This window comes from Halomonas shantousis (assembly GCF_054654615.1).
This window is the reverse complement of sequence record NZ_BAAIER010000002.1, coordinates 3,716,739-3,740,137: the sequence shown is the minus strand read 5'-3', so window position 1 is coordinate 3,740,137 and position 23,399 is coordinate 3,716,739. Positions and strand designations below refer to the sequence as shown.

The 23,399-nt window shown below is 63.4% G+C and carries 23 protein-coding genes; 14 read left to right on the top strand and 9 right to left on the bottom strand.

Annotation, left to right across the window (positions count from 1 at the left end):
* Nucleotides 1–4: 4 nt before the first annotated feature.
* The 9 genes from ACYQ12_RS17680 to ACYQ12_RS17640 all read left to right on the top strand — a co-directional run bounded on the left by ACYQ12_RS17680 (nucleotide 5) and on the right by ACYQ12_RS17640 (nucleotide 10,737).
* Nucleotides 5–1,543, top strand: a complete 1,539-nt coding sequence (locus ACYQ12_RS17680; protein WP_459874267.1) for a phospholipase D family protein — start codon at nucleotides 5–7, stop codon at nucleotides 1,541–1,543.
* 69 nt (nucleotides 1,544–1,612) lie between these two features.
* Nucleotides 1,613–3,472, top strand: a complete 1,860-nt coding sequence (locus ACYQ12_RS17675) for a copper resistance system multicopper oxidase (RefSeq protein WP_459874266.1) — start codon at nucleotides 1,613–1,615, stop codon at nucleotides 3,470–3,472.
* An 8-nt stretch (nucleotides 3,473–3,480) separates the two neighbouring features.
* Nucleotides 3,481–4,254: a copper resistance protein B gene (locus ACYQ12_RS17670; RefSeq protein ID WP_459874265.1), complete on the top strand. Its 774-nt coding sequence runs from the start codon at nucleotides 3,481–3,483 to the stop codon at nucleotides 4,252–4,254.
* A 28-nt stretch (nucleotides 4,255–4,282) separates the two neighbouring features.
* Nucleotides 4,283–4,963 (top strand): c-type cytochrome, encoded by a 681-nt coding sequence (locus tag ACYQ12_RS17665; RefSeq protein ID WP_459874264.1) that lies wholly within the window; start codon nucleotides 4,283–4,285, stop codon nucleotides 4,961–4,963.
* 15 nt (nucleotides 4,964–4,978) lie between these two features.
* Nucleotides 4,979–5,644, top strand: a complete 666-nt coding sequence (locus ACYQ12_RS17660) for a response regulator transcription factor (protein ID WP_459874262.1) — start codon at nucleotides 4,979–4,981, stop codon at nucleotides 5,642–5,644.
* Nucleotides 5,625–6,974, top strand: coding sequence for a sensor histidine kinase (locus tag ACYQ12_RS17655; protein WP_459874261.1), 1,350 nt, complete (start codon nucleotides 5,625–5,627; stop codon nucleotides 6,972–6,974). Before ACYQ12_RS17660 ends, ACYQ12_RS17655 begins: the two co-directional genes overlap by 20 nt.
* Before the next feature lie 243 nt (nucleotides 6,975–7,217).
* Entirely contained in the window at nucleotides 7,218–7,658 is a 441-nt protein-coding gene (locus tag ACYQ12_RS17650; RefSeq protein WP_459874260.1) for a DUF411 domain-containing protein, read from the top strand.
* Between the two features lie 58 nt (nucleotides 7,659–7,716).
* Nucleotides 7,717–10,095: a copper-transporting P-type ATPase gene (locus ACYQ12_RS17645; RefSeq protein ID WP_459874259.1), complete on the top strand. Its 2,379-nt coding sequence runs from the start codon at nucleotides 7,717–7,719 to the stop codon at nucleotides 10,093–10,095.
* A gap of 315 nt (nucleotides 10,096–10,410) precedes the next feature.
* Nucleotides 10,411–10,737 carry a four-helix bundle copper-binding protein gene (locus ACYQ12_RS17640; RefSeq protein WP_459874257.1) on the top strand — a complete coding sequence of 109 codons (327 nt, stop codon included), beginning with the start codon at nucleotides 10,411–10,413 and terminating at the stop codon, nucleotides 10,735–10,737.
* A gap of 110 nt (nucleotides 10,738–10,847) precedes the next feature.
* Here the strand turns inward: ACYQ12_RS17640 and ACYQ12_RS17635 are convergent, their stop codons facing one another.
* The 8 genes from ACYQ12_RS17635 to ACYQ12_RS17600 all read right to left on the bottom strand — a co-directional run bounded on the left by ACYQ12_RS17635 (nucleotide 10,848) and on the right by ACYQ12_RS17600 (nucleotide 18,410).
* Nucleotides 10,848–12,491 (bottom strand): phosphoethanolamine transferase, encoded by a 1,644-nt coding sequence (locus ACYQ12_RS17635; RefSeq protein ID WP_459874255.1) that lies wholly within the window; start codon nucleotides 12,489–12,491, stop codon nucleotides 10,848–10,850.
* Nucleotides 12,488–13,150 carry a phosphatase PAP2 family protein gene (locus tag ACYQ12_RS17630; protein WP_459874551.1) on the bottom strand — a complete coding sequence of 221 codons (663 nt, stop codon included), beginning with the start codon at nucleotides 13,148–13,150 and terminating at the stop codon, nucleotides 12,488–12,490. The genes ACYQ12_RS17635 and ACYQ12_RS17630 overlap by 4 nt, the downstream gene beginning before the upstream one ends.
* Nucleotides 13,151–13,194: 44 nt before the next feature.
* Nucleotides 13,195–13,605 carry a diacylglycerol kinase gene (locus ACYQ12_RS17625; RefSeq protein ID WP_459874253.1) on the bottom strand — a complete coding sequence of 137 codons (411 nt, stop codon included), beginning with the start codon at nucleotides 13,603–13,605 and terminating at the stop codon, nucleotides 13,195–13,197.
* A gap of 318 nt (nucleotides 13,606–13,923) precedes the next feature.
* On the bottom strand, nucleotides 13,924–14,298 hold the full coding sequence (locus ACYQ12_RS17620) for a hypothetical protein (protein WP_459874251.1): 375 nt from the start codon (nucleotides 14,296–14,298) through the stop codon (nucleotides 13,924–13,926).
* Between the two features lie 120 nt (nucleotides 14,299–14,418).
* On the bottom strand, nucleotides 14,419–16,131 hold the full coding sequence (locus ACYQ12_RS17615; RefSeq protein ID WP_459874249.1) for an ArnT family glycosyltransferase: 1,713 nt from the start codon (nucleotides 16,129–16,131) through the stop codon (nucleotides 14,419–14,421).
* 58 nt (nucleotides 16,132–16,189) lie between these two features.
* On the bottom strand, nucleotides 16,190–16,462 hold the full coding sequence (locus ACYQ12_RS17610) for a lipid-A-disaccharide synthase N-terminal domain-containing protein (protein WP_459874247.1): 273 nt from the start codon (nucleotides 16,460–16,462) through the stop codon (nucleotides 16,190–16,192).
* Complete coding sequence (locus tag ACYQ12_RS17605; RefSeq protein ID WP_459874245.1) at nucleotides 16,459–17,274, bottom strand: glycosyltransferase; 816 nt, start codon at nucleotides 17,272–17,274, stop codon at nucleotides 16,459–16,461. The genes ACYQ12_RS17610 and ACYQ12_RS17605 overlap by 4 nt, the downstream gene beginning before the upstream one ends.
* A gap of 92 nt (nucleotides 17,275–17,366) precedes the next feature.
* Nucleotides 17,367–18,410, bottom strand: coding sequence for an NAD-dependent epimerase/dehydratase family protein (locus ACYQ12_RS17600; protein WP_459874242.1), 1,044 nt, complete (start codon nucleotides 18,408–18,410; stop codon nucleotides 17,367–17,369).
* A gap of 186 nt (nucleotides 18,411–18,596) precedes the next feature.
* Between ACYQ12_RS17600 and ACYQ12_RS17595 the strand changes: the two genes are divergently transcribed.
* The 3 genes from ACYQ12_RS17595 to ACYQ12_RS17585 all read left to right on the top strand — a co-directional run bounded on the left by ACYQ12_RS17595 (nucleotide 18,597) and on the right by ACYQ12_RS17585 (nucleotide 21,456).
* The gene (locus ACYQ12_RS17595) at nucleotides 18,597–19,259 is read left to right on the top strand and encodes a response regulator (RefSeq protein WP_459874239.1); all 663 of its coding nucleotides are present in this window, start codon (nucleotides 18,597–18,599) and stop codon (nucleotides 19,257–19,259) included.
* Nucleotides 19,256–20,653, top strand: coding sequence for an ATP-binding protein (locus tag ACYQ12_RS17590; RefSeq protein ID WP_459874237.1), 1,398 nt, complete (start codon nucleotides 19,256–19,258; stop codon nucleotides 20,651–20,653). The genes ACYQ12_RS17595 and ACYQ12_RS17590 overlap by 4 nt, the downstream gene beginning before the upstream one ends.
* A gap of 62 nt (nucleotides 20,654–20,715) precedes the next feature.
* Nucleotides 20,716–21,456, top strand: a complete 741-nt coding sequence (locus ACYQ12_RS17585) for a helix-turn-helix transcriptional regulator (protein WP_459874235.1) — start codon at nucleotides 20,716–20,718, stop codon at nucleotides 21,454–21,456.
* Here ACYQ12_RS17585 and ACYQ12_RS17580 read toward each other — a convergent pair.
* The gene (locus tag ACYQ12_RS17580) at nucleotides 21,417–22,346 is read right to left on the bottom strand and encodes an AEC family transporter (RefSeq protein ID WP_459874233.1); all 930 of its coding nucleotides are present in this window, start codon (nucleotides 22,344–22,346) and stop codon (nucleotides 21,417–21,419) included. The genes ACYQ12_RS17585 and ACYQ12_RS17580 overlap by 40 nt on opposite strands.
* Between ACYQ12_RS17580 and ACYQ12_RS17575 the strand changes: the two genes are divergently transcribed.
* Nucleotides 22,345–22,500: a hypothetical protein gene (locus tag ACYQ12_RS17575; protein ID WP_459874231.1), complete on the top strand. Its 156-nt coding sequence runs from the start codon at nucleotides 22,345–22,347 to the stop codon at nucleotides 22,498–22,500. The two genes, ACYQ12_RS17580 and ACYQ12_RS17575, sit on opposite strands and share 2 nt — an antisense overlap.
* Nucleotides 22,497–23,390, top strand: coding sequence for an aromatic amino acid exporter YddG (gene yddG, locus ACYQ12_RS17570; protein WP_459874228.1), 894 nt, complete (start codon nucleotides 22,497–22,499; stop codon nucleotides 23,388–23,390). Before ACYQ12_RS17575 ends, yddG begins: the two co-directional genes overlap by 4 nt.
* The last annotated feature ends 9 nt before the right edge of the window (nucleotides 23,391–23,399 follow it).

The window sequence follows — 23,399 nt, the reverse complement described above, 5'->3', positions numbered from 1 at the left end:
CGACGTGATAACAGCCAAGCGACCCCTGCTGGCACTGACCGCGGCGTTATTGCTGGGAGGCTGCGCCACACCCGAGATGGTCCGGACACCCTCGACCGCCGTGGCGCACGATGTGGCCCGGTCTACCTACCTGGGCAGCTGGACACGGCAGGCGACGCAACACCATGACGAGCTGAGCGGGCTGCGTCTGCTGACCCAGGGCCGCGAGGCGTTTGCCCTGCGCGCAGCGCTGGCGGCGAATGCCCAGAAGAGCCTCGACGTGCAGACCTATATCCTCGAGGAGGACAGCACCAGCCACGCGCTGCTGCACCAGCTCTTGCTCGCCGCGCAGCGCGGCGTGCGGGTGCGCCTGCTTCTCGACGATACGGCGAGCCTGGGCAAGCAGCCCCTGCTGGCGGCGCTCGACAGCCACCCCAACGTCGAGGTGCGGGTGTTCAATCCAGTGCCTGTCGGACGTGGCAACTGGCTTGCCTACTATCTGGCACTGGCCAGCGACTTCGACCATCGCCACCGGCGTATGCACAACAAGCTGTGGCTGACGGATGGGTCGGTGGCCATTACCGGGGGGCGCAACCTGGGCGATGAGTATTTCGACGTGGCCGAGGAGATCAACTTCGATGACCTCGACGTCCTGGCCGTCGGCCCGGTGGTGGATGCGCTGTCGGGAAGCTTCGACGCCTACTGGAACCACCGGCTCGCGGTGCCGCTGCGGCAATTCACCCAGGCTGCGTCAGATGCCTGGCTCGGGCTGCTTGCCGAGCTCGGTGCCGAGGTGCGTCAGGACGATGCCCTGCCTGCGCCCGAGGCGGCGAGCCTGCTCGCCGGCACCACGGGGCAGGCACTGCGGGAGTCGCTGACGTGGGCGCCCGCCGTGGCGCTGTGGGATTTGCCGGAAAAGCTCGAAAGCGAGGACTACCCGCCGCTGGGGCTGACGCTGCTTGCCCAATTGAGCGGGGCGTTTGCCAACCTTCGTCAGCGCCTGCTGATCATCTCGCCCTATGTCATACCGACCCGGGCCGGCATTCGTTACCTGCAGTCCCTGGAGGCGCGGGGCATCGAGGTGACTATCCTGACCAACTCCCTGGAAGCGACCGATCTGCCCGCGCTGCATGGTGCCTACGCGCCGTGGCGCCCTGAACTGCTGGCCAATGGCGCCAGACTCCACGAGCTGCGAGCGAATCCGGCAGCCGGCGCGTCACGTGGCAGGCATGACATTTCGAGCCTGCATACCAAGGCCATGGCCTTCGACGACGAGCGGGTCTTCATCGGCTCGCTGAATACGGACCCGCGCTCGGTATGGTGGAACAGCGAGGTCGGCCTGCTGATCGACAGTCCGACATTGGCGCGCCAGCTCTGGGCACTGGCGGCAAGGGGGGCGGACCCCCGACACGGTTACGAGGTGCGACTGACGCAGGACGGCCACCTGGCATGGCTGACCGAGATGGATGGTCACCAGGCCATGCTCCGCGAGGAGCCGGGTGGTTTCTGGCGTCGCCTCAAGGCCTGGGGCCTGCGCCTGTTGCCGATCGAACATCTGCTCTAGCGCGATTCAGTTTCGTTTCAGCTTGCTGCGGCACACTACGTTCCTCTTCAAGGATCAGGGAGCCGTGTCATGGCAACCACGCATACGCTATCCCGGCGTCAACTGCTCAAGGTCGCTTCCGCGCTCGGGCTGTCAACGGCGACTTCAGGGCTGCGCCCCGCCTGGGCCAGCGCCACGGGCCTCGGCAATCTCTATCCTCACGGGGTGGAACAGGGAGACGATATCTCCCTGACGGTAAGGCGCGAGTCGCGTGCCATCGCCGGCGGCACGGGGCGGCCCATCACCCTCAACGGCACCAGTCCCGGCCCTTTGATCCGCCTGCGCGAAGGGCAGGATGCCGTACTCAAGGTCACCAACCTGCTCGAGGAGGACACCTCCGTGCACTGGCATGGCATCATCCTGCCGGCGGCAATGGATGGTGTCCCCGGGCTCAGTTTCGCGGGTATTGCGCCGGGCGAGACCTTCACCGCACGTTTTCCCGTCACCCAGAGCGGGACCTACTGGTACCACAGCCATTCGGGACTGCAGGAGCAGCTCGGCCATGCCGGCCCGCTGATCATCGACCCCGCCGAGCCCGAGCCGTTCACCTACGACCGTGAGCATGTGGTGCTGTTGGGCGACTGGACCTTCGAGGAGCCGCACGATGTCTTTCGCCATCTGAAAGTGGCGGAAGGTTACTACAACGCCCAGGAGCGCACCTTGGGCGACTTTTTTGCCGATGTGGCGAAAAACGGCTTTGCCGATACGTGGCAGCAGCGCTCGATGTGGGCGCAGATGCGCATGAGCTCGCGTGATATCGCCGATGTCACCGGCAGCACCTATACCTACCTGATGAATGGCCACGCTGCGGCGGACAACTGGACGGCGCTGTTCAGGCCGGGCGAGAAGGTGCGCCTGCGCCTGATCAACGGCTCGGCGATGAGCTATTTCGACCTGCGTATTCCCGGACTGACGATGACCGTGGTCGCCGCCGACGGTCAGCCGGTGCAACCGGTACCGGTGGACGAGATCCGCCTTGCCGTGGCGGAAACCTACGATGTGCTCGTCACGCCCCAAGACCGCCCCTATACACTGTTCGCCGAATCCCTGGATCGCAGCGGCTACGTGCGTGGCACCTTGGCGCCGCGTCTAGGACTGGTGGCGCCGATGCCCGAGCGCAGACGCGTCATGGATCGCGGCATGGAAGCCATGGGTGGGCATGGCGACATGCAGGGCATGAACCATGCGGGTATGGATCACGCCGATATGCAGAGTATGGAGCACTCCGGCATGGCGGGTATGGACCATACGGGCATGAGTCATGCCGACATGCCGGATATGGATCATTCCGAAATGATGGATATGGATCATTCCACCCTGCAGGGCATGGACCATTCCGGCATGCAGGACATGACGTATCCCGGCGAAAAGGATCCGACCCCCGAAAGCCGCACCGGCGCTCTGCTGCCGGCAGGCGCGGCCCAGCCGGGCTCGCGCTACGACCAGCCGGGCATCGGTATCGATCCCGACGCACGACGCGTACTGGTCTATGGCGACCTCAAGGCGCGCGCCCCCTGGCCGGATCGGCGACCGCCGCGCCGCGAGCTCGAACTGCACCTGACCGGCAATATGCAGCGTTACATGTGGTCGTTCGACGGCAAGAAGTTCAGCGAGGTCAATGGCCCTATTCATTTCGAGCATGGCGAGCGCCTGCGGCTGATTTTCGTCAACACCACCATGATGGAACACCCCATTCACCTGCACGGCATGTGGATGGAGCTGGAAAACGGTGCCGGTGAGCTGATCCCGCGCAAGCACACCCTCAACGTCAAGCCCGGCGAGCGGGTCTCTGCACTGGTCAGTGCCGATGCGCCGGGCAGTTGGGCGTTCCATTGCCATCTGCTCTACCACATGGACGCCGGCATGTTCCGGGTCGTCAAGGTCGCTTGAGGAGACGAATGATGCGTAACTCTGTATGGGGTCTGGCGGGTCTGGGGGCCTGCGTGGCGGTTTCGACGGCTCTGGCCGGGGAGAACGCCGGTTATGATGTGCCGCCCGGCTGGGGCCTGCCGATGACCGAGCACAACTACGGCCGCTTTTTGGTCGACCGGCTCGAATACACCTGGACGGACGAGAATGAAGAGGCCCTGGCCTGGGATTTCCAGGGCTGGTACGGCGGCGACGTGCAGCGTATCTATCTCAAGGGGGAAGGCGAGAATGAACAGGGTGATGGCGAAGATGGAGAGTTCGAGTCCCTCGACCTGCTTTACAGCCATCTGATCGCCGACTTCTGGGAGCTGCAGGGCGGGATCGGCTATCAGGGCGGTATTGCCTCGAACGATCATCCCGAACGGACCTTTGCAGTGCTGAGCCTGTACGGGACGCTACCCTACCGGCTGGAGATGGACGCCACGCTGCGTGTCAGTGACGATGGGGACGTTTCTGCGGATCTGGAAGCCGAATACGATATCCGCCTCACCCAGCGCGCCATTCTCCAGCCTCGTGCCGAACTCGCCGTGGCGGCCAGTGACGTGGAGGAATTCGGGGTCGGCGAAGGGCTCAACTCCACTCGGCTGGGCTTGCGGCTGCGCTACGAGATCACCCGCAAGTTCGCGCCCTACGTCGGGGCCTACTGGGAGAAACAGTACGGCAACACGGCCGACATGACGCGCGAGGCGTTCGGCGAGCCGGAGGGATCGGGCGTCGTGGCCGGTGTCAGGCTGTGGTTCTGACAGACAGAGACAGGCAGAGGAGAACAGGATGCGCATATTTGCCGGCATTGTGCTGACACTGATCGTGCTGATAATCGGCACCGTGATCTTTAGCTACAGCGGGGTGTATGACATCGCCGCCAGCCGCCCCCATGCGGCACTGACCCGATGGGCCTTCCATACCACGATGCACAACTCTGTCGAAGCCCGGGCCGAAGGCGTCGCGGTGCCGGATCTAAGCGACGACACCATGGTCCGTCAGGGTGCGCGCGCCTATGACGCCATGTGCGTAAGCTGCCATCTGCGGCCCGGCCTCGAGACGACGCTGCTCTACGCGGGGCTCAATCCGCAGCCACCTGAACTGGCCGGTCAGGCTCACTGGGGACCGGCCGAACAGTTCTGGATCGTCAAGCATGGCATCAGGATGACCGGAATGCCGGCCTGGGGCGCCACCCATAATGACGAGGCGCTCTGGCCGATCGTCGCCTTCCTGCAGCGATTGCCTGAGCTCTCAGAGCAGCAGTACGCAGCGCTTACCCAGGCGGATGGCGGCTCCGCGAATGGTCCGGCCGATGACGGCCATGACCATGAGCATGACGACATGAGCGGCATGATGGGAGCGTCGGGCCACGCTAATGGCGAGGCCGCCCATGGTGGACGTGGGCATGCGGAAGCCGAGCCGGCAGAGCATGGCGGCGATGATCATTTCGCCGATGGCCATACTCATTAAGGAGACAGGAAACGCATGCGCCTGTTGCTCGTCGAGGACGATGACCTGCTCGCCGAAAGTCTGGCGGAAACGCTGGAGGACGAGGGCTACCGGGTGGACATCACCGCGCGGATACGCGAGGCGGACGCCCTGATGGTCAGCGAAGCTTACAGCCTGGCGATTCTCGATCTGGGCCTGCCCGACGGCTCGGGGCTCGACCTGCTGGAACGCTGGCGGCGCGATGGCCATCACCTGCCGATCCTAGCCCTGACCGCCCGCGACAGCTGGGAAGACAAGGTCGTGGGCCTGCGTCGCGGGGCGGACGACTATCTCACCAAGCCCTATCACGAGGCGGAGCTGCTGGCCAGGCTGCATGCCCTGCTGCGCCGGGGCTCAGGCAATGTCGGAGCCAGCCTGTGCGTGAACGGCATCACCCTCGACGAGCAGACCCGCCAGGCCTGTCGGGACGCAGGTGCCTGGCAGGCGCTGACCGCCACGGAGTTCTGTCTGCTGCGCTACCTGATGCGGCGTCCCGACCGGGTGCTCTCCAAGGCCAGCCTACTGGAGCAGCTCTATGCTCTCGAACAGGATGCGGCGGCCCCCAACCTGGTTGAGGTCTACATCGGTCGGCTCCGGCGGCGGCTGGGCCGAGAATGCATCCAGACCCGGCGCGGGCAGGGCTATGTCTTTCCCTCGCATTGATCGGCGCAGCCTGCGCGTTCGGCTGCTGACCCGACTGGGCGTGGTCGCGCTGGTCGCGGTCGGTGTGACGTGGCTGCTGCACGGCATTCTGCTGCGCGATCTCGCGCGTGACTTTCTGGGAGATCGGCTGCGTCAGGAGGCCCGCTACACCGTCGAGCGGTTGAAGCAGATCGACGGGCCGCCCGGTCAGTGGCTCGAGCCGGGCACGCTGGCCGCGGACGTTTTTCATCATCTTTATGTACTGCAGATCGGCAATGATGTCTTTGCCTCGAACCCGAACTGGGTGATTCCGCTGGGGCCGTTTCTCGATGACACCGACGCGAGCGTCTTCGATGTGCGCTGGCAGGGGCGGCACCTGCTTGTCTATCGGCAGGCTCTGATGCTGGATGGCCGCTCCGGCGTGCTGCTCATCGGCGAGGACTTCGCCCGGGTCGAGGCAGGTCTGGAGACTCTGCACTGGTGGGTTGGCGGGATTTCCGTCCTGCTGCTGGCGCTGCTGATCGGGCTCAACCTGGTAGCGGTCAATCGCAGTCTGCGTCCGCTGTCGCAGTTGCAGCGTCAGTTGGCCGAGTTTCAGGCGGGCCAGCGCGACCGGCTCGACCTCGACAATCCATCCGAACTCGACGGCCTGCTCACCCAGCTGAACCACTTCATGCATGAGTTGCAGCAGCGGCTGCTGCGTTCGCGCGAGGCGATGGCCAACCTCTCGCATACCCTGCAGACCCCACTGGCAGCGGTGACTCAGGTACTGCGTGGCAGGCGGCCCATCGACGACCAGCGTCGCCAGCGCATGCTCGAGCGTCTGGAAGCCATGCAGGCGCAGTTGAGCTCCGAACTGCGTCGGGCGCGCTTCGCAGGGCCGGGCAGTGCGCAGCGGGCCGTCGTCGCCGACGAGGCGCGAATCCTCGTCGACATGATGCGTACGCTGTATCCCGCCAATCGCTTTATTCTCGAAAACCGGCTGCCGGAGGGGCACAGCATTGCCGTCGAGCGCCAGGATCTGAGCGAGATGTTGGGCATCGTGCTCGACAACGGCGGCAAATGGGCGCGCTGCCAGGTGTGGTGCCGTCTATATCGGGAGAATGGCTTGGTGATCGAGATCGAGGATGACGGCCCGGGTGTGGTGGTTTCCGAATTGTCGCTGCTTGGCCAGCGCGGCCGGCGTCTTGACGAACTCACTCCCGGCCACGGCCTGGGGCTGGCCATCCTGAAACAGCTCGTCGAGCAGTACCGCGGCGAGGTGGTGTTTTCGGCTTCCCGCGAGGGTGGGTTGCAGGTACGCATCGTGCTGCCCGGTCAGGTTGCTGCGGACTCGCGCCATTTCACTTGACCTGTGAGCAACATGCAGGTCTTACAGTTTCAGGAGTGGTCTGGTGCTGTTCAAGCAGGCGTCGACGCTTCGTCACCAGCCTGTTCGAGATAGGAGGATTTATGTTCGCCGATTGCATGACGATGGCCGGCCCTATGGGTTGGATGATGTTTCTGGTAAGCGGTGGTTTGCTGTTATTGCTTGGTCTGGGAATCGCCTCCCTGACTAAATACTTGTTCGTAAGCAGGTAGCTGGAGATTTATCATGAAAACAGGATTTGCCGTCACGTTTGCTACCAGTTTCCTGCTGTTGGGCTCCGCAGCCATACAGGCTGCGGTACCTGACACTGCCCGACTGTACAAGAACCCCTCCTGTGGCTGCTGCGATGAATACGCCAGACATCTGAAAGCCAAAGGCATCGATGTCGATATCATCGAGCGCCGCGATCTTAGCGATATCAAGCTGGACGCCGGAGTTCCCTATGGCTACGGGTCGTGCCATACGGTCATGCTGGGCGATTACGTGATCGAAGGGCATGTTCCCTTCGAGGCCGTGGAAAAACTTTTCGAGACGCGCCTGGAAGTCGCCGGTATCGCCCTTGCCGGTATGCCTCAGGGCTCGCCGGGCATGCCGGGACCCCAACTGGCGCCGTTCGAGATCATCCGCTTTGATGATCAGCAGGCGTCGCCCTTCATGACCCTGTAATCGAAGCCTTGCGCCGATTGCCGACAAGCGACAAGAACAGCCAAAAGGATAATCGACTATGGCCAATGCAAACGACAGCTCCCGTGCCCAGCCCTCATTTCCCGATGCTCGGGACTCGTCGCAGTATGTCTGTCCCATGCACCCCGAGGTCGTGTCCGAGGAGCCGGGCGATTGTCCGAAATGTGGCATGCATCTTGTCCCGGCAGGGAGCGATGAAGCGTCGGCCTCTGGCCTCGGCCATGGACACCATGTCGGCCAGGGCATGGACAAGCCGGTTCCCGGCGACAAGTATGACCAGGTACCCGACGGCTACACAGGCGCCGTGTATACCTGCCCGATGCACCCCGAGGTGCGCCAGCCCGACCCCGGCGCCTGCCCGCTGTGTGGCATGGGGCTGGAACTCGAGTCTGCCGTGGTGGGTGAGGAGGGCCCCAACCCCGAACTGGTCGATTTTTCGAAGCGCTTGCGCATCGCCGCCATCCTGACGGTCCCGCTGCTGATTCTGACGATGGGGCCTATGCTGGGTTTTGGCGGAATCCGAGAATTTTTTGGCGAGCGGACCGCGCAGTGGATCGAGCTGGGGCTCAGCACGCCGGTGGTGCTGTGGGCGGGCTGGCCGTTTCTGATACGCGGCTACCACTCCTTCCGTACCCTGAATCTCAACATGTTCAGTCTGATCGGTATGGGTGTCGGGGCGGCCTACCTGTTCAGCATCGTGGCGGTGTTGGCGCCGGGCATCTTTCCCGCCGGCTTTCGCGATGCCGATGGCAATGTCGGTGTCTATTTCGAAGCGGCGGCGGTGATCGTCACGCTGATCCTGCTGGGCCAGGTGATGGAACTGAGGGCGCGGGAGGGGACTGGCAAGGCCATTCGCGCGCTGCTGGACATGGCGGCCAAGACGGCGCGAGTGATCCGCCCCGACGGCAGCGAAGAAGAAATCGCGCTGGAAGACGTGCAGGCCGGCGATCGTCTGCGGGTGCGGCCGGGTGACAAGGTGCCGGTGGACGGCGTGGTGGTCGAGGGGCGCTCCTCGGTCGACGAGTCGATGATCACGGGCGAGCCGGTACCGGTGGAGAAGGTCGAGGGCGACAGAGTGACCGGAGCCACGATCAACGGCACCGGCAGTCTGGTCATGGAGGCGGCCCGGGTGGGCGCCGACACCATGCTCAGCCAGATTGTCGAGATGGTGGCCAGTGCCCAGCGCTCCCGTGCACCGATCCAGAAATTCGCTGATACGGTGGCCGGAAAATTCGTGCCAGCGGTCATCGGGTCCGCGGTGCTGGCTTTCATCGTCTGGGCGATCTGGGGGCCGACGCCAGCCCTGGCTTATGCATTAGTCTCGGCGGTCTCGGTGCTGATTATTGCCTGTCCCTGCGCACTGGGGCTGGCCACGCCACTGTCGATCATGACGGGCACCGGACGCGGCGCGCAGATGGGGGTGTTGATCAAGAATGCCGAGGCGCTGGAGCGTTTCGCCAAGGTCGACACACTGATCGTCGACAAGACTGGTACATTGACCGAAGGCAAGCCAAAACTGGTGGCGGTGCTGCCCGAGCCGGGGCATGACGAGACCGAGGTGCTGCGGCTGGCGGCCAGTCTCGAAAAGGGCTCCGAGCATCCGTTGGCCGAAGCTATCGTGGCAGGGGCCGAGGCGCGTGGCGTCGCAGTTGGCAAGACCGAGGATTTCGAGGCATTGACCGGCATGGGCGTGAAGGGCGTGGTCGATGGCAAGCCGGTCGCGCTGGGCAATGCCAAGCTGATAGCCGAGCTGGGCCTCGATGGGGATAGGCTGACGGATACGGCCAATGCGCGCCGGGATGAGGGCGAGACGGTGATGTTTGTCGTACTCGATGGGGCAATTGCCGGGCTGGTCAGTGTCGCCGATCCCGTGAAGGCCACCACGCCCGAGGCGCTGAAGGCGCTGCACGAGCTGGGATTCCGCATCATCATGGCGACGGGCGACAATGAACGCACCGCGCGCGCCGTGGCCGGGCGGCTGGGCATCGATGAGATTCGCGCCGATGTCATGCCCGAGGACAAGGCTCGCATCATTCGCGAGCTTCAGGAGCAGGGACGTCAAGTGGCCATGGCGGGGGACGGCGTAAACGATGCCCCTGCGCTGGCCCAGGCCGATGTGGGTATCGCCATGGGCACCGGGGCGGACGTAGCCATTGAAAGCGCGGGCTTCACGCTGGTCAAGGGGGATCTCGACGGCATCGTGCGGGCCCGCAAGCTGTCGCTGGCCACCATGCGCAACATCAAACAGAACCTGTTCTTCGCACTGATATACAACGGGGTGGGGGTGCCGATCGCGGCGGGAGTTCTGTTCCCCTTCTTCGGCATTCTGCTTTCACCCATGTTCGCCGCCTTCGCGATGAGTGCTTCCTCGTTGTCGGTAGTCGCTAATGCACTCCGTTTACGGCGGGTGAGGGTCTAGTAGTGCTGAACACAAGCTCGGACCTGCCAGCGCTCATTGAATGCTGGCAGGTTTCTGGTCCAGTCCGCCCAGGCTGAAGCGCCGAAAATGGCCGCGCATCCTCTTGCACTTTCATTAAAAGATTAGGGGCGGAAGTGTCCGACTTTTCTTTAAATACTTTCAGGAAAACCTGCATGTTTTACATTCGGCAGGTGGGATGAATGACGTAAAAAAGGGTAACGGTTACTTGTCCGGCCAGGGAGGCGGGACTAAACATGGAGAGAGTACTTCTGGTATATCAGCCAGCAATAAGCATGAACGCAAGGGAGAGACGAGATGGATTTCGAAAAGTTCAAGTCCTGTATCGAGGCATGTAATACCTGCGCCACCTACTGCGATTATTGTGCAACGTCCTGCCTGCAGGAAGACGATGTGAAGATGATGGCGGAGTGCATCCGCCTGGATATGCAGTGCGCCCAGATCTGTCGTCTGGCCGCATCCTTCATGACACAACGCAGCGAGTATGCCCGCGATATCTGCCGGGTCTGCGCGGATATCTGCAAGAAGTGCGGCGACGAGTGTGCCAAGCACGACATGGAACACTGCCAGGAGTGTGCCAAGGCCTGCTATCGCTGCGCGGACGAATGCGCCGCCATGGCGTGAGACGCGGCCGGAATATCGATGGCCGGTTGGCCACTATCTGTTCCGGAGCCAGGCATGCACCTGGCTCCGGAGTTGCATGAAAGGGTCAGAATGGCTATGCGAGGCCCCTGTCAGCGGCAGGGGCGGCTGATATCGAGCTCGGGGTCGTAGAGCGACGTCGAGACATCGAGCATGCCGAGAACACTATGAAAGAGGTTGTCGTGCGAGACGGGCTGGCCGGCGGCCTGGCCCAGACACGCTGTATCGATGCCCTGATCGCGAGCGAATTCGGGCGATAGCCACCAGATCATGGGCACGTGAGTCTGCTCCTGAGGGGCAATGGCATAAGGTACGCCATGCAGATAGAGGCCGTGTTCGCCCAGGGATTCGCCATGATCGGAAACGTAGATCATCGCGGCCTCATGACTCTGCTGGTGAGCCAGGTAGTCGATGAGACGGTTGAGCATCTGATCGGTGTACAGGGCGGCATTGTCGTAGCTGTTGACGATCGCCTCCCGGGAGCACCGGCTCAGCTCGGCAGTGTCGCAAGTCGGTGTGAATTTCCGCAGGGCCTGCGGATAGCGCTGGTAATAGCTGGGGCCGTGGTTGCCCAGCTGGTGCAGAACGATGACGGTATCGGCGTGGCGGGTGTCGAGGCGTGACTTGAGGGCCTCGACGAGGGCTTCGTCCATGCAGTGCTCGCCCTGGCACAGGGCCGGGGCGTCCGTTGCCGTGACGACATGCGAGGCCACCCCGTCGCATACGCCCTTGCATCCCGACTGGTTGTCCAGCCATATCACGTCCACGCCGGCATGTTTCAGCACGTCGAGCAGCGATTCATGCTGCTCGATGTAAGCCTTGTCGTAATCGTCATGGCCCACCGGTGAAAACATGCAGGGCAGGGAGACCGCGGTGCTGGTGCCACAGGAGGTCACGTGGGGGTAATTGATCACGTCGTTTCGGCGTGCCAGTTGTGGCGTCGTCTGGCGCGCATACCCATCGAGGCCCCAGTTGGCCGCCCGCAGAGTCTCGCCCACCACGATGACCAGCAGAGACGGGCGCTCCCGCTGGGGCGCCGTACGTGTAGCATCCAGGCCTATCGGCTGGCGCTGCTTGACGGCCGTCTGGTCGCCGGCGGCAAGAGCCTGACCCATGGAAACCAGATAATTGCCCGGCGTCACCAGATAGCGTAGCTCCTTGTCGTTGCGCATCAGCGGCGACAGGCTGGGGTAGGTCAGCATGATGGAGGCCACCAGGACGAGGATGCCGCCGGACAGATACGCCAGGCGCCGGAGTAGGGCCTTCTGCCAGGAAGAGGCCGCGATGCGCACGCGCCAGATCAGCGCTATGGGAATGGCGGCAAACAGCAGCAGATGCAGCAGTAGCCCCGTGGTGACGAGTTCACCTGCTTCACGGGTGTCGGTCTGCAGCAGGTTGTCGATCATGGAAGTGTCGAAGTAGGTGCCGTAATGCGCGGTGAAGTAACTGACGCAGGCGGCCACCAGAATCAGCACCGAGAGTACCGGCCTGACGATTCGGCGGTTGGCAAACAGGAGAAAGACAACGAACTGCAGGCTGGTCATGACGATCAGCAACCCCAGTAGCATCGCCCCGTCATGCAGGCTATCGAAGGGGAGACTGGCCAGGGTCTGTTGCCAGAAGGCGAAGTTGTAGAACAGAGTAAAGCCGAGAGTGACCCACAGGATAAGACGCTCGCCGCCCATGCGCGGCCGATAGTGAACGGCCTGCCGGAGCGAGGCTTTCAGTCGATTCATGATGATATGGCTCCAAAAGGGAATGCCGGAAGATGACGGCTCCGCGACGGAAGCATCAGATGGGCCAGGGCGAAGCTGGTCGTCCAGCACACCATCAGGGTCCACAGGTCATGCGACAGGAAGTGCGCCCCTCTTAATTGCTGCGCCACGCCGAATGTCAGGCCCATGGCGAGACCCACGCCAAGCCCCGCCCAGCGCCAGCGCGCCCATGTTGCGGCGAAGAAGAAATACAGCGCGATCCAGGCATAGCCGGCACTGGCATGGCCGGCGGGAAAACAGGCGGTGTCGGACATCGCAGGAGGACGAGGCTCGAACAGCCCGATGAACGGGGCGCTGCCGCCATAGCGGGCCAGGTCCCAGGGGCACTCCATGCTGATGGTGTGCTTGAGAAAGGACACACCTAGCATCGAAAGGGCTGCCGATGCGAACAGGTAGGTCATTGGACGACGCCACGACGCGAGTTCCCGTCGGCAGTGGCTCAAGACTATGCCGGCGAGGGTCACGACTCCCAGCACGGCGCTCAGATCCCGTCCGCCCTGATGAATCAGCTGTTGCGTGATGAAATTGTCCTTCAATGACCAGCTATCATGCTGTAAGTGATAGAGCTGGTCCGCCACCCGGAAATCGACATTGAACGTGTCCAGCAGCACTATCAGCATCGTGAAGGCACTCCAGGACAGGCACACTATCCCCACCGGAGACTTCATCCAATGAGTATGCATAGCCAGACGCTCGTCATCAGTAACAGGCTGAGTAATACGGCAGCGGAAGCGACGTCCTTGGCGCGGCCGCTAAGAGGGTGATGCTCCAGGCCGATACGATCCACCGTGGCTTCGATCGCCGAGTTGATCAGCTCCACCAGAGGCACCAGCAGCAATGTCATCCACATCAGGGCCCGCTCTATCGCGCTGGTATCGGAAAGGAAAATCAGCGGAATGAGCAGGATGCCGATAATGATTTCCTGACGAAAGGCCGCTTCATGTTTCCAGGCAGAAGAGAAACCGGCGCAGGAGTTCGCCAAGGCCTTGTACAGCCTTTTCAGCTCCTTTGAGTGTTTGCCGATGAGGAGGAGAGGAAAGGTGGAAAGAGGAAAATTCGAGAGAGCCTTCATCATATGATGTCTATCGCAGGGATTTCGTCACATTATGAGAGGCCATGCTTAAGAGTTGATTATCTGTTCAAGGGAATGGCGGAATGAAGTCGTAAAAACGATACGCTTTTTTCGCATGTTTGCATCGGAATTAACTGCGATAAGCATTGCACGATAATCGGTGAATTATCACCGGATTAAGGCAGGAGATAACAGCAAGCGGAGTGGGATGTGGATGAGCGGAGTGGTGTGGAAGAGATAAGGTTATTGAGACGTTACCGATACCTGGCAGATGCTGGTCGGATTCCTGGCATGCATGGTGACAGGCGGCGCGAAGCGGTATCAATTCAGCAGAAAAAGCATGACCAAGGTGCCGACGATTGCTGCACAAAGAGTATAAACTCCCGATACGAAATCATCACCCTTCTCGGCCAGAGCAGAGTTGCCATCCACCGGCACATGAAACCTCATGCTCACCTCCCCAGGCGTGAGCGTCAGCGCCACGCAACCGGTGAAAAGTGCAAGGAGCCCCAGTGTTTCGGCAATGGCTTGGGAGGTGGCGAGCCAGAAGAGTCCCGTAACCAGGGCAAGCGCCGGCATGCGGAAAAGTGACGAATGAGATGTCCGTCTGCCGCCCGCAACGTATGGCCGGTTGCACCGATGAGTGACGGCATGGAAAGAGCGTGAGCTCAGACGATCGAGCCATGACATCTGCATGAAGTGCTCCCCAGGTCTCCAAGTATGGAAGCATCATGGCGCAGCCGGCTTAACGTTTCCTTAGCGCTTGCTGAAGAATGGCGGGTGTCCAGCCGGTGACGGGCCGGACACCCATCCGCTTCACGGGGAGGGCTCGATGGTGGTGGGTGCCACGAAGAGAGGCGCGGCATCTTCCTGGCCTTCACAGGCGGAGACGGCCGTACCGGGAATCAACCACCAGTCGTCGCTGTTCTGGTGGCCCATGTCCACGGCCTGAGCGGCATCGATGCAGCTGAAGTGTTGCGCACGGCTCTTGTCGATGAGCATCCAGCGCTCGGCCGACGCTTCCTGCAACCACGCATAGGCACGTGACATCTGAGCGTCGAGCGGCGTCCGTTCACCGAAGTGCACGCTGGGCTGACGGGCCTGCAGCAGGAACTCCTCACCGAACACGGGCAGAGCCAGCCAGGCATCCGGCCCGGTAATGGCCGCGACCTGTTGCATCATGTCACGCGGCGAGCGGGCATGGTCCTGCAGGATATAGCCCCAGGTCGACCAGGATATCCAGAACACGGCAAACCACAGCGGCAACGCCAGGATGCCACGCCGCGGACGTAGCCAGGCCAGCAGTCCCGCTGCGGTCAGCCCCAGCAGAATCCACCAGGCCCAAGGGACGATGTCGTAACGCTCGGCGAGCTTCTGCAGGGCCGGCAACCCCAGTGCGCCGAGCAGGCCGGCAATCAGAAAGAGGCTGCCGCATAGCGCCAGCACGCCCGCCCCCAGCCAGTTGAGACCGCGCTTTCGCAACAGATCGGGCAGCAGCGGCGCCAACGCCACTACCAGCAGCGGGATCGTGGGCAGCATGTATACGCCGCGCTTGCCGTCGGAGAAGGAGAAGAATGCCACGATCAGTACCACGCCGCTCAGCGGCAGGAGCAGACGGGCGTCTCCGCGCCGCACGCCTCGCCACCAGGCGGGAACCGCCCAGGGCAATGCCAGCACCAGCGGCATCCAGGCCCAGGGCAGCACCTGAACGAGATAGTAGTACCACGGCTTGTAATGATGCCAGGCGTTGGCGTAGCGCTCGCCGGTCTGCTTGAAGAGGATATTGTCACGGTAGGCGGCGAGTGCGGGATCGTCACCGAACGTGGCGACGAGAATCATCGGCACGCCCCATAGCGCGATGACGCCGAGCAGCGTCGCCAGCCCCAGCCCCAGATCCTTCCAGGCCAGGCGCTGCGCCCGTCCGCGCCAGGCCAGCCATCCCCAGGCGGGCAGCAACAGCAGGGGCAGAAAGCCCACTCCCTTGGTAATGATGCCCAGCCCCATCGAGGCGCAGCCGGCGTACCACCAGCCTCTGGCCGGGCCCAGCAGCGCATGGCGCAACATGCCGTAAGCCCCCAGCGTGGTGAAGAAGGTCAGCAACATGTCGATCTGCGCCGCCTTGGCCTGCAGCACGAACTGCAGGGTAGCAAGCAGGGCCAGGCCCGCCAGGCTGGCGATGCGCGCATCGTACAGGCGGCGGGTAAGGTCCATGACCAGCGCCAGTGTGCCGAGGGCGGCGAACAGCGACGGCAGCAGGAATCCCAGGCGTACCGAGCCGGTCAGGGCGATCGCCAGCGCGCTCAGCCACATGAAGACCGGCGGTTTATCGGGATAGAGTTCGCCGCCACGGTGGGGGAACCAGAACTGGCCGGTGTCGAGCATCTCCAGGGCGTTCAGGGCGAAGCGGGGTTCGTCCGCCGGCCAGGGGTCGCGCAATCCGATGCCCAGGCCCAGCAGGACCAGGGCAAACAGGAAGATGGCGAGCCAAGCCAGGGACATGGGGTGACGAAGGAAGGCGGGTCGACGCATAACGGGCGGCTCGTTGGAAAGAGGACTCGTTGGAAAGAGGACTGGGGAAGCAGGGGCACTACTCGTCGGCGCGATTCTCACGGCGGATCAGCATCAGGTTACGGATGTAGATGAACAGCCCCGTGGCCTGCCCGACGATGAATACCGGGTCGCGCCGGTAGATCGCATAGGCCAGCAGTGTGGCCCCGCCGGCCAGGCTGAAAAACCAGAAGGCCTTGGGCACGATGCTCTTCTTGGCGCGTTCACTGACCAGCCACTGCACCAGAAAGCGTGCCGAGAACAGGGCCTGGCCGAGAAAGCCGACGCTCAGCCATAGCCATGATTCGTTCATGCATCGCCTCGCATGCCGTCGAGCGGTGCGCCATCCGTCGTGCCGCTGGCGGCACCGGTGTTGGCATCCCGCGGTGCGTCCGTCGTCGGGATGGGCTCCTCCAGCATGATGGGGGCCGGCAGCCGCGAGCGGTGTTGCAGCCACATGACGCCGAGCATGTCCAGCAGGCCGGCCCAGAGCCGGTTGTTGACGCCGTAATGGGACTTGCCGGCATGGCGCGTGCGATGATTGACGGGCATGGAAACGCAGCGCCCTCCCTGGGACTGTATCAGCGCCGGCAGAAAGCGATGCATGTGGTTGAAGTAGGGCAGGGTCACGAATGCCGCGCGGGAGATGACCTTGAGGCCGCAGCCTGTATCCGGCGTGCCGTCCTTGAGCAGCGCCGCCCGGACCCGATTGGCGAGTCGCGACGAGGCCAGCTTGAGCCAGTCGTCGCGACGCGACACGCGATGCCCGGCAATCAGCGCGGCATCGCCCTGACGGGCCCGTTCGAGCAGGCGCGGGATATCGGCGGGATCGTTCTGGCCGTCGCCGTCCAGCGTGGCCAGCCAGACACCCCGGGCGGCGTGGGATGCCTGCCACACCGAGGTGCTCTGCCCCGCGCTCTGTGCATGACGCAAGGGGCGCAGGCGAGAATCCTGCGCGGCGCGGGCACTCAGCAGCGTCCAGGTCGCATCGCGCGAACCATCGTCGACCACCAGAACTTCATAATCGGTACCGGCCAGCGCCGTGGCGACTTCGTCCAACAGGCCGGGAAGATTATCCGCCTCATCCTTGGCGGGAATGATGACCGACACTAAGGGGTGCTGCATGCGTGGAATCCTTGATCTTTGACAAGAAAGGGCGCGATGCGCCTGCTGGCGGAAAGCCCTTCGCTACTCTGCGCCGGGTTCCTTGCGAATCGCTAAAGATAGCAAGGGCTCGAGTGCAGAGGAAAATCGATATGGTAATAACGGCGGTACCAGTCCACGAAACGCTGGATGCCGTCGACGACATCGACGTGCGGACAGTATCCCGTCGCCGCCAGCAGGGGGGCGGTATCCGCCCAGGTGTGCTGCACGTCGCCCGGTTGCATGGGTCGGTAGTCGTAGTGCGCGACGCAGCCGGTCGCCTGCTCGATGGCATGGATGACGCTCATCAAGTCGACCGGGCTGCCGTGGCCGATATTGTAGAGTGCGTAAGGAGCGCTGCTGTCGGCGGGGCTGCCCTGATTGGGGTCCCATTGGGCATTTCGCTGCGGCACATGCGCCATGACCCGAACGATGCTCTCGATCACATCGTCGATGTAAGTGAAGTCACGTGACATGTCGCCCCGGTTGTAGACTTCGATGGGGAGCCCCTCGAGGATGCGGCGGGTGAACTTGAAGATCGCCATGTCGGGGCGTCCCCAGGGGCCATAGACCGTGAAGAAGCGCAGGCCGGTGGTGGGGAGGTCATAAAGATGGGAGTAGGAGTGGGCCATCAACTCGTTGGCCTTCTTGCTGGCCGCATAGAGACTGACGGGATGATCAACGTTGTGATGGACCGAGAAGGGGGCGGCGGCATTCAGGCCGTAGACGGAGCTCGACGAGGCATAGACCAGATGCCCGACGCCCCGATGTCGGCAACCCTCGAGCACGTTGAGGTGCCCGATCATGTTGGCCTGACCATAATCCAGTGGATGGGCGAGCGAATGGCGCACACCGGCCTGTGCCGCCAAGTGCACGACGCAATCGAAATGCCGCATGGCGAAGATGCGCTGCATGGCCGCGCTGTCGGCCACGTCGCATGCCTCGAAATGCACGTTGTCAAAGCCGGCCAGATCGGCGAGTCTGGCCCGCTTGAGCGACACGTCGTAGTAATCGCTGAGATTGTCGACTCCCACGATGTGCCAGCTAGGACTTTTCGCCAAGCGACGCGCCAGAGCATGACCGATGAACCCCGCCATGCCGGTAATGAGTACGTTCATGGACACTCCCGATAAAATCTCGCGTAGCCTGCACCGCGAACCTTAAGAACAGCTTAAGAACGAAGACATGTCACTAGCCCTTTAGCCCGTTGCCGCCGGATTCAGGTGGGGCCAGACAAGTGAATGTTTAAGGAAAGCTTAAGGAGAAATGGCGATGATGCCGAGCCGGGCTGAGGGGAGGACACCATGCGCGTACTGTTGATAGAGGACGACCCGCTGCTGGGCGATGGGATCAAGGTCGCCCTGGAGCGCGAAGGTTATACGGTTGACTGGCTGACTCAAGGGCGTGAGGCGATCAGCGCCGTCAGCAACGAGACATTCTCGGTGATGATTCTCGATCTGGGACTGCCTGACCTGGACGGTATGCAGGTACTGAATCGCGTCAGGCAGCACGCCTCGCTGCCGATACTGATCCTGACGGCCCGAGACGCCGTGGAGGAGCGAATACGGGGATTGGATGCCGGCGCCGATGATTACGTGCTCAAGCCCTTCGACCTGCAGGAACTGCTGGCCCGCCTGCGTGTGGTGACGCGCCGGGCCGAGGGTCGGGCCTCGCAGTTGCTGACCCTGGGCGCGCTGAGTATCGATGAGGCTCGCCACTACGTCATCTGGCGGGGCGAGGAGATCAAGCTTAGCCGGCGCGAATATGCGCTATTGCTGGAGCTGGCCCGGCAGCCCGACAAGGTGTTCTCGCGGCCGCGACTCGAGAGCCTGCTGTACGGCTGGGGAGAAGAGGTGGAATCCAACGCTCTGGAGGTGCACGTGCATCATCTGCGCAAGAAGCTCGACCGGCGGCTGATCACGACCGTGCGCGGTATCGGTTATCGGCTGGACAGTAGCGCGGCATGACTTCGATTCGGCGCTACCTGGTCCGCACCATGGCGCTGGTGCTGGCCATCGCGGCAGGCGTGGCGGTGACGGCTGCCTACCTGATCACCGATCACGAACTGGAAGAGATTCTCGATACGCAACTCAGTCTGCATGGCCGAATCGTGGCCGGGCAGATCACGCCGGACATGTCCCATGAGGGGTATGCGCGCCTCGCGCAGCATCTGAGCATCCCGGGCCATCCGGCGCTGGCCTACCGTGACGGTGAGCCGGTGCCCGTGGATGCCGGTGCCATTCCGGAGAAGCTCTATCATGAAGAGGAGCGCAAGCTGACGCTGGGCGTCTGGAACCGTGACGGTTCCCCGCGGCTGCTGGGCGCCGAATGGAGCGATGCCGGCCCCTTTCCCGCGCCGCGAGAGGAGGGCTATCGCTGGGAAGAGTACGATGGCGAGCGCTGGCGGGTGTTCAGCATGTTCGACGAGACCAGCGGTGCCTGGATCAGCATGGGGCAACGTCAGGCCTTTCATAGGGAGATCGTCGAGCGCATCACGTGGAACAACATGATTCCGATGGTGCTTCTCCTGCCCTTGCTGCTGTGGCTGATGAGCCGCATCATCCGCCGCGGACTCGCGCCCATCGACGGGTTGTCCCGCCAGGTTCAGGGGCGCGACGCCCAGGACCTGCGCCGCATCGACACCCGCCCGCCCCGGGAGCTGGAAGGTCTGCAGCACTCCTTGAACGACTTCATCGTCAGGCTGGCGGAAACCCTGGAACGGGAGCGGCGCTTCACCGCCGATGCCGCGCATGAGTTGCGTACGCCGCTGGCCGCGTTGCGCATTCATCTGGATAATGCCCAGGCGGGCGAAGCGCAGTCATTGCAAAAGGCCTATGTCGGTGTGGAGCGGCTGCAGCGGGTGGTGGAGCAGCTCTTGATCTTGGCGCGACTGGACCGCTCCGAGACCGGCGCGGTTGCGACCCTCGACATCTATCCCATCGTCGTCGAACTCATGGCGGATCTCTGGCCCTTGGCCAACGAGCGCCAACAGCGGCTGGCGCTGAAGGGGGCGACCCGACTGGACATGCGTGCCGATGGGGTCGAGGTGGGCATCCTGCTGCGTAACCTGCTCGACAATGCGCTGCGCTATACTCCGCCGGGCGGTCGTGTCGAGGTCGAACTGAGCCGGGCCGGCGCATCGCCATGTCTGGTGGTGCGGGATACGGGCCCCGGCATTCCCGATGCTCTGCTCGACAAGGTCACCGAGCGCTTTCGCCGCGCTTCCGATCAGCGCACCACCGGAAGCGGCCTTGGCCTGTCCATCGTGCTGGAGCTGGTTCAGCGCCAGGGGGCGCGGATGACGCTGCACAATCGCGAGCCCCACGGCCTGGAAGTCAGCATCGTCTGGCCCGAGGCGTGAGTTTCCATCGGTAGCGACCGCACTGTCAGCGTGTGGCGCTTTTTCATGATACGAGTCGTGCCATGTCCGTTCCTGTCATCGAGATGCGCCGTTATCCACGCCGCGTCCTCACCGACCGCCACGAGTTTCATCAGCTGTTGTTGGGTCTCGAGGGCAACGTCGAACTCGAGGTGGCCGGACGCGGAACGCATGTCGCCGCCGGTGTGCTGGCACCGATCGCCGCCGGTGACGAGCATCATTATCTGGCCCTCGGCGGCAACGGCTGTCTGGCACTCGATCTGCCGGTGGCCTGGTGCGAGGTGCTGGAGCTGGATATCGGCCGAATGCAGATGCCACGACGAGTGCCGCCGGATCTGCTGAGCCAGGCGCGCCGCCTGACCGAAGCGTCTTCTGCCGTTCTATTCGGCTGGCTCCAGTCCGCATTTGGCGCGCCGGCCTCGCGGGAGTCGTCGCCGCGCCTGCGTCTGATCCGGTTGCTGCCCAGGGTGATGGCCGATCTGGCCCACCCCTGGCGGGTCGGCGAGATGGCCTCGCACTGTCATCTCGCCGAGGCGGCCTTCGCTCGCCAGTTCCTGGCGCTGACCGGCCAGACGCCGCATGCCTGGTTGACCGACCGGCGCCTGGAGCAGGCCTGCCGGCTGATGGGCGATTCCCGCGCCTCGCTGACCGAAATCGCGCTGGCCTGTGGCTTCGGCGATGGCGCGCACTTCTCGCGGGTCTTTCGCCGTCGTCACGGCTGTTCGCCGCGGGAGTGGCGAGGCATTCACGCCAGTCCGGCCAGCGCCAGCAGCACGTGGAGATAGAACGGGATCAACAGTGGCGCGGCCAGAGTGGTCAGCAGTACGGCGATGGCGCCTTTCTCGGGGCGAATGCTGAGCTCCATGGCGATCACGACCACGTTGGCGGCCATCGGCACCACGCCGAGCAGCAGCAATACCGTGGCCAGCGTCGGTGAAATACCCACACCGGCCTGCAGCAGGAGCACGGCCCCCAGGCTGACCAGCGGCCACATGACGAAGCGTGCCGCGACACAGGCGCCGATGAAGCGGACATCGACCTCGCGCATCGTCACCCGGCCCAGCGTCATGCCGATGATCATCATGCCGAGCACCGTATAGCAATACTTGAAGTAGTCGAGTCCCTCCATCACGGCACCGGGCACCGACAGGCTCAGCCCGCTGACCAGCAGGGCGCCAGCAAATGCGTAGATCAGCGGCAAGCGCAGGATTCGGGCCAGGCTCTGGCGCGCCGAGAATTGCCCGCGGGCACTGATATAGAAGCCGACGGTAAATTCATAGAGCGTGATGCCCAGCAGGCAGAACAGGTATTGGGTCACGCCCTCCGGTGGCAATAGCACCATGGCGAGGGGCAAGCCGAAATAGCCGGTATTGCCGGTGCCCGCCGAGAAGGCCAGCAGGGCCGCTTCCTGCGGCGCAAAGACACGTTTCGCCAGCTGGCTGACGATCAGGCTGATCAGGCTGGCGAGCAGGAACAGTCCCAGGGTGAGCCAAAGGAGATCCGGTGTCGGTCCGCCCAGCACCAGGCCGCGAAAGAAGGTCAGCGGGGCGATGATGTAGATCAGCAGAGTGGCGATGGGGCGCGGATCGACGGCCAGGCGGCGGGCGCATGCCCAGCCGAGAGCGACGAAGGCCAGCAGCATCCATAGCGGTTGTGTGAGATCGGCGGTAGGCATGGTGTTTTCCGCAGGCAAGGGGCACTTTCACGAGCAAAGAAGCGCGAGCAAGGACCATGATGCCTGCCAGCGGAGCGAGAAACATCAGGATTCGACAAGTTTTACCGGTGTCGTGCTGGCAGGCTGGGGGCAGATCAAGGAGACCGACTCATGACCGACACGTCCACTCGCCTCGTCGCCGACTCCCGTGCCACCGCCATCGGCGCCACTACCGTGCTCAACTGGGCACTACTGGCGGCGCTGACCCAGCTCGCCGGACCGGTGCCGCCGTTTCTGCTCACCGCGCTGGCGTTTGCCATTGCCTTCGCCTGCTTTGCCGTGTGGTTGCGTGTGCGCGGCGAATCCCTGTTGGCACCGCTCAAGCAGCCGCCTCGCGTCTGGGCACTGGGAGTCGGCGGGCTGTTCGGCTACCACGCGTTGTATTTCGTCGCCCAGCAGAACGCGCCGCCGGCCAACGCCGGGCTGATCAGCTATCTCTGGCCGCTTTTGATCGTGATCTTCGTCGCCCTGCTGCCCGGAGAGCGGCTCAAGAGCATCCATGTAGTCGGGGGCTTGCTGGGGTTCGTCGGTGCGGCACTGCTGGTCGGGGGAGACGTTGGCGGCGGCGGCAGCACGCTGGGCTATGGCGCAGCCTTTGCCTGCGCCTTCGTGTGGAGCGGCTATTCGGTGCTGTCGCGTGCGGTGAAGGACGTGCCGACGGCGGCGGTGGGCGGCTTCTGTCTGGCGACGGCATTGCTTGCGGGGGCATGCCACATGCTGTTCGAACCTGCACGCTGGCCCGAGGGGCTGGGCTGGCTGGGTGTGATTGGGCTGGGCCTGGGACCGGTGGGCAGCGCCTTCTTCACCTGGGACGTGGGCGTCAAGCATGGGGATCTGCGTCTGCTGGGCCTGCTGTCCTACTTCACGCCGTTGCTGTCGACACTGGTATTGATCGTGACCGGCTATGCCGAGCCGACGCCACTGCTGGCGGTGGCCGCCGTGCTGATCACGCTGGGCATGCTGGTGGGCAGCGGCCGGTTGCGCGGAAAACGGGCCACGGTTTGACCCTGAAGC

What these genes read in the sequence shown, in the direction of transcription:
- ACYQ12_RS17675 (WP_459874266.1), top strand. Translation starts at nt 1,613, where the DNA reads ATGGCAACCACGCATACGCTATCCCGGCGTCAACTGCTCAAGGTCGCT.
- ACYQ12_RS17670 (WP_459874265.1), top strand. Translation starts at nt 3,481, where the DNA reads ATGATGCGTAACTCTGTATGGGGTCTGGCGGGTCTGGGGGCCTGCGTG.
- ACYQ12_RS17665 (WP_459874264.1), top strand. Translation starts at nt 4,283, where the DNA reads ATGCGCATATTTGCCGGCATTGTGCTGACACTGATCGTGCTGATAATC.
- ACYQ12_RS17660 (WP_459874262.1), top strand. Translation starts at nt 4,979, where the DNA reads ATGCGCCTGTTGCTCGTCGAGGACGATGACCTGCTCGCCGAAAGTCTG.
- ACYQ12_RS17655 (WP_459874261.1), top strand. Translation starts at nt 5,625, where the DNA reads ATGTCTTTCCCTCGCATTGATCGGCGCAGCCTGCGCGTTCGGCTGCTG.
- ACYQ12_RS17650 (WP_459874260.1), top strand. Translation starts at nt 7,218, where the DNA reads ATGAAAACAGGATTTGCCGTCACGTTTGCTACCAGTTTCCTGCTGTTG.
- ACYQ12_RS17645 (WP_459874259.1), top strand. Translation starts at nt 7,717, where the DNA reads ATGGCCAATGCAAACGACAGCTCCCGTGCCCAGCCCTCATTTCCCGAT.
- ACYQ12_RS17640 (WP_459874257.1), top strand. Translation starts at nt 10,411, where the DNA reads ATGGATTTCGAAAAGTTCAAGTCCTGTATCGAGGCATGTAATACCTGC.
- ACYQ12_RS17635 (WP_459874255.1), bottom strand. Translation starts at nt 12,491, where the DNA reads ATGAATCGACTGAAAGCCTCGCTCCGGCAGGCCGTTCACTATCGGCCG.
- ACYQ12_RS17630 (WP_459874551.1), bottom strand. Translation starts at nt 13,150, where the DNA reads ATGCTGATAGTGCTGCTGGACACGTTCAATGTCGATTTCCGGGTGGCG.
- ACYQ12_RS17625 (WP_459874253.1), bottom strand. Translation starts at nt 13,605, where the DNA reads ATGATGAAGGCTCTCTCGAATTTTCCTCTTTCCACCTTTCCTCTCCTC.
- ACYQ12_RS17620 (WP_459874251.1), bottom strand. Translation starts at nt 14,298, where the DNA reads ATGCAGATGTCATGGCTCGATCGTCTGAGCTCACGCTCTTTCCATGCC.
- ACYQ12_RS17615 (WP_459874249.1), bottom strand. Translation starts at nt 16,131, where the DNA reads ATGCGTCGACCCGCCTTCCTTCGTCACCCCATGTCCCTGGCTTGGCTC.
- ACYQ12_RS17610 (WP_459874247.1), bottom strand. Translation starts at nt 16,462, where the DNA reads ATGAACGAATCATGGCTATGGCTGAGCGTCGGCTTTCTCGGCCAGGCC.
- ACYQ12_RS17605 (WP_459874245.1), bottom strand. Translation starts at nt 17,274, where the DNA reads ATGCAGCACCCCTTAGTGTCGGTCATCATTCCCGCCAAGGATGAGGCG.
- ACYQ12_RS17600 (WP_459874242.1), bottom strand. Translation starts at nt 18,410, where the DNA reads ATGAACGTACTCATTACCGGCATGGCGGGGTTCATCGGTCATGCTCTG.
- ACYQ12_RS17595 (WP_459874239.1), top strand. Translation starts at nt 18,597, where the DNA reads ATGCGCGTACTGTTGATAGAGGACGACCCGCTGCTGGGCGATGGGATC.
- ACYQ12_RS17590 (WP_459874237.1), top strand. Translation starts at nt 19,256, where the DNA reads ATGACTTCGATTCGGCGCTACCTGGTCCGCACCATGGCGCTGGTGCTG.
- ACYQ12_RS17585 (WP_459874235.1), top strand. Translation starts at nt 20,716, where the DNA reads ATGTCCGTTCCTGTCATCGAGATGCGCCGTTATCCACGCCGCGTCCTC.
- ACYQ12_RS17575 (WP_459874231.1), top strand. Translation starts at nt 22,345, where the DNA reads ATGGTGTTTTCCGCAGGCAAGGGGCACTTTCACGAGCAAAGAAGCGCG.
- ACYQ12_RS17580 (WP_459874233.1), bottom strand. Translation starts at nt 22,346, where the DNA reads ATGCCTACCGCCGATCTCACACAACCGCTATGGATGCTGCTGGCCTTC.
- yddG (WP_459874228.1), top strand. Translation starts at nt 22,497, where the DNA reads ATGACCGACACGTCCACTCGCCTCGTCGCCGACTCCCGTGCCACCGCC.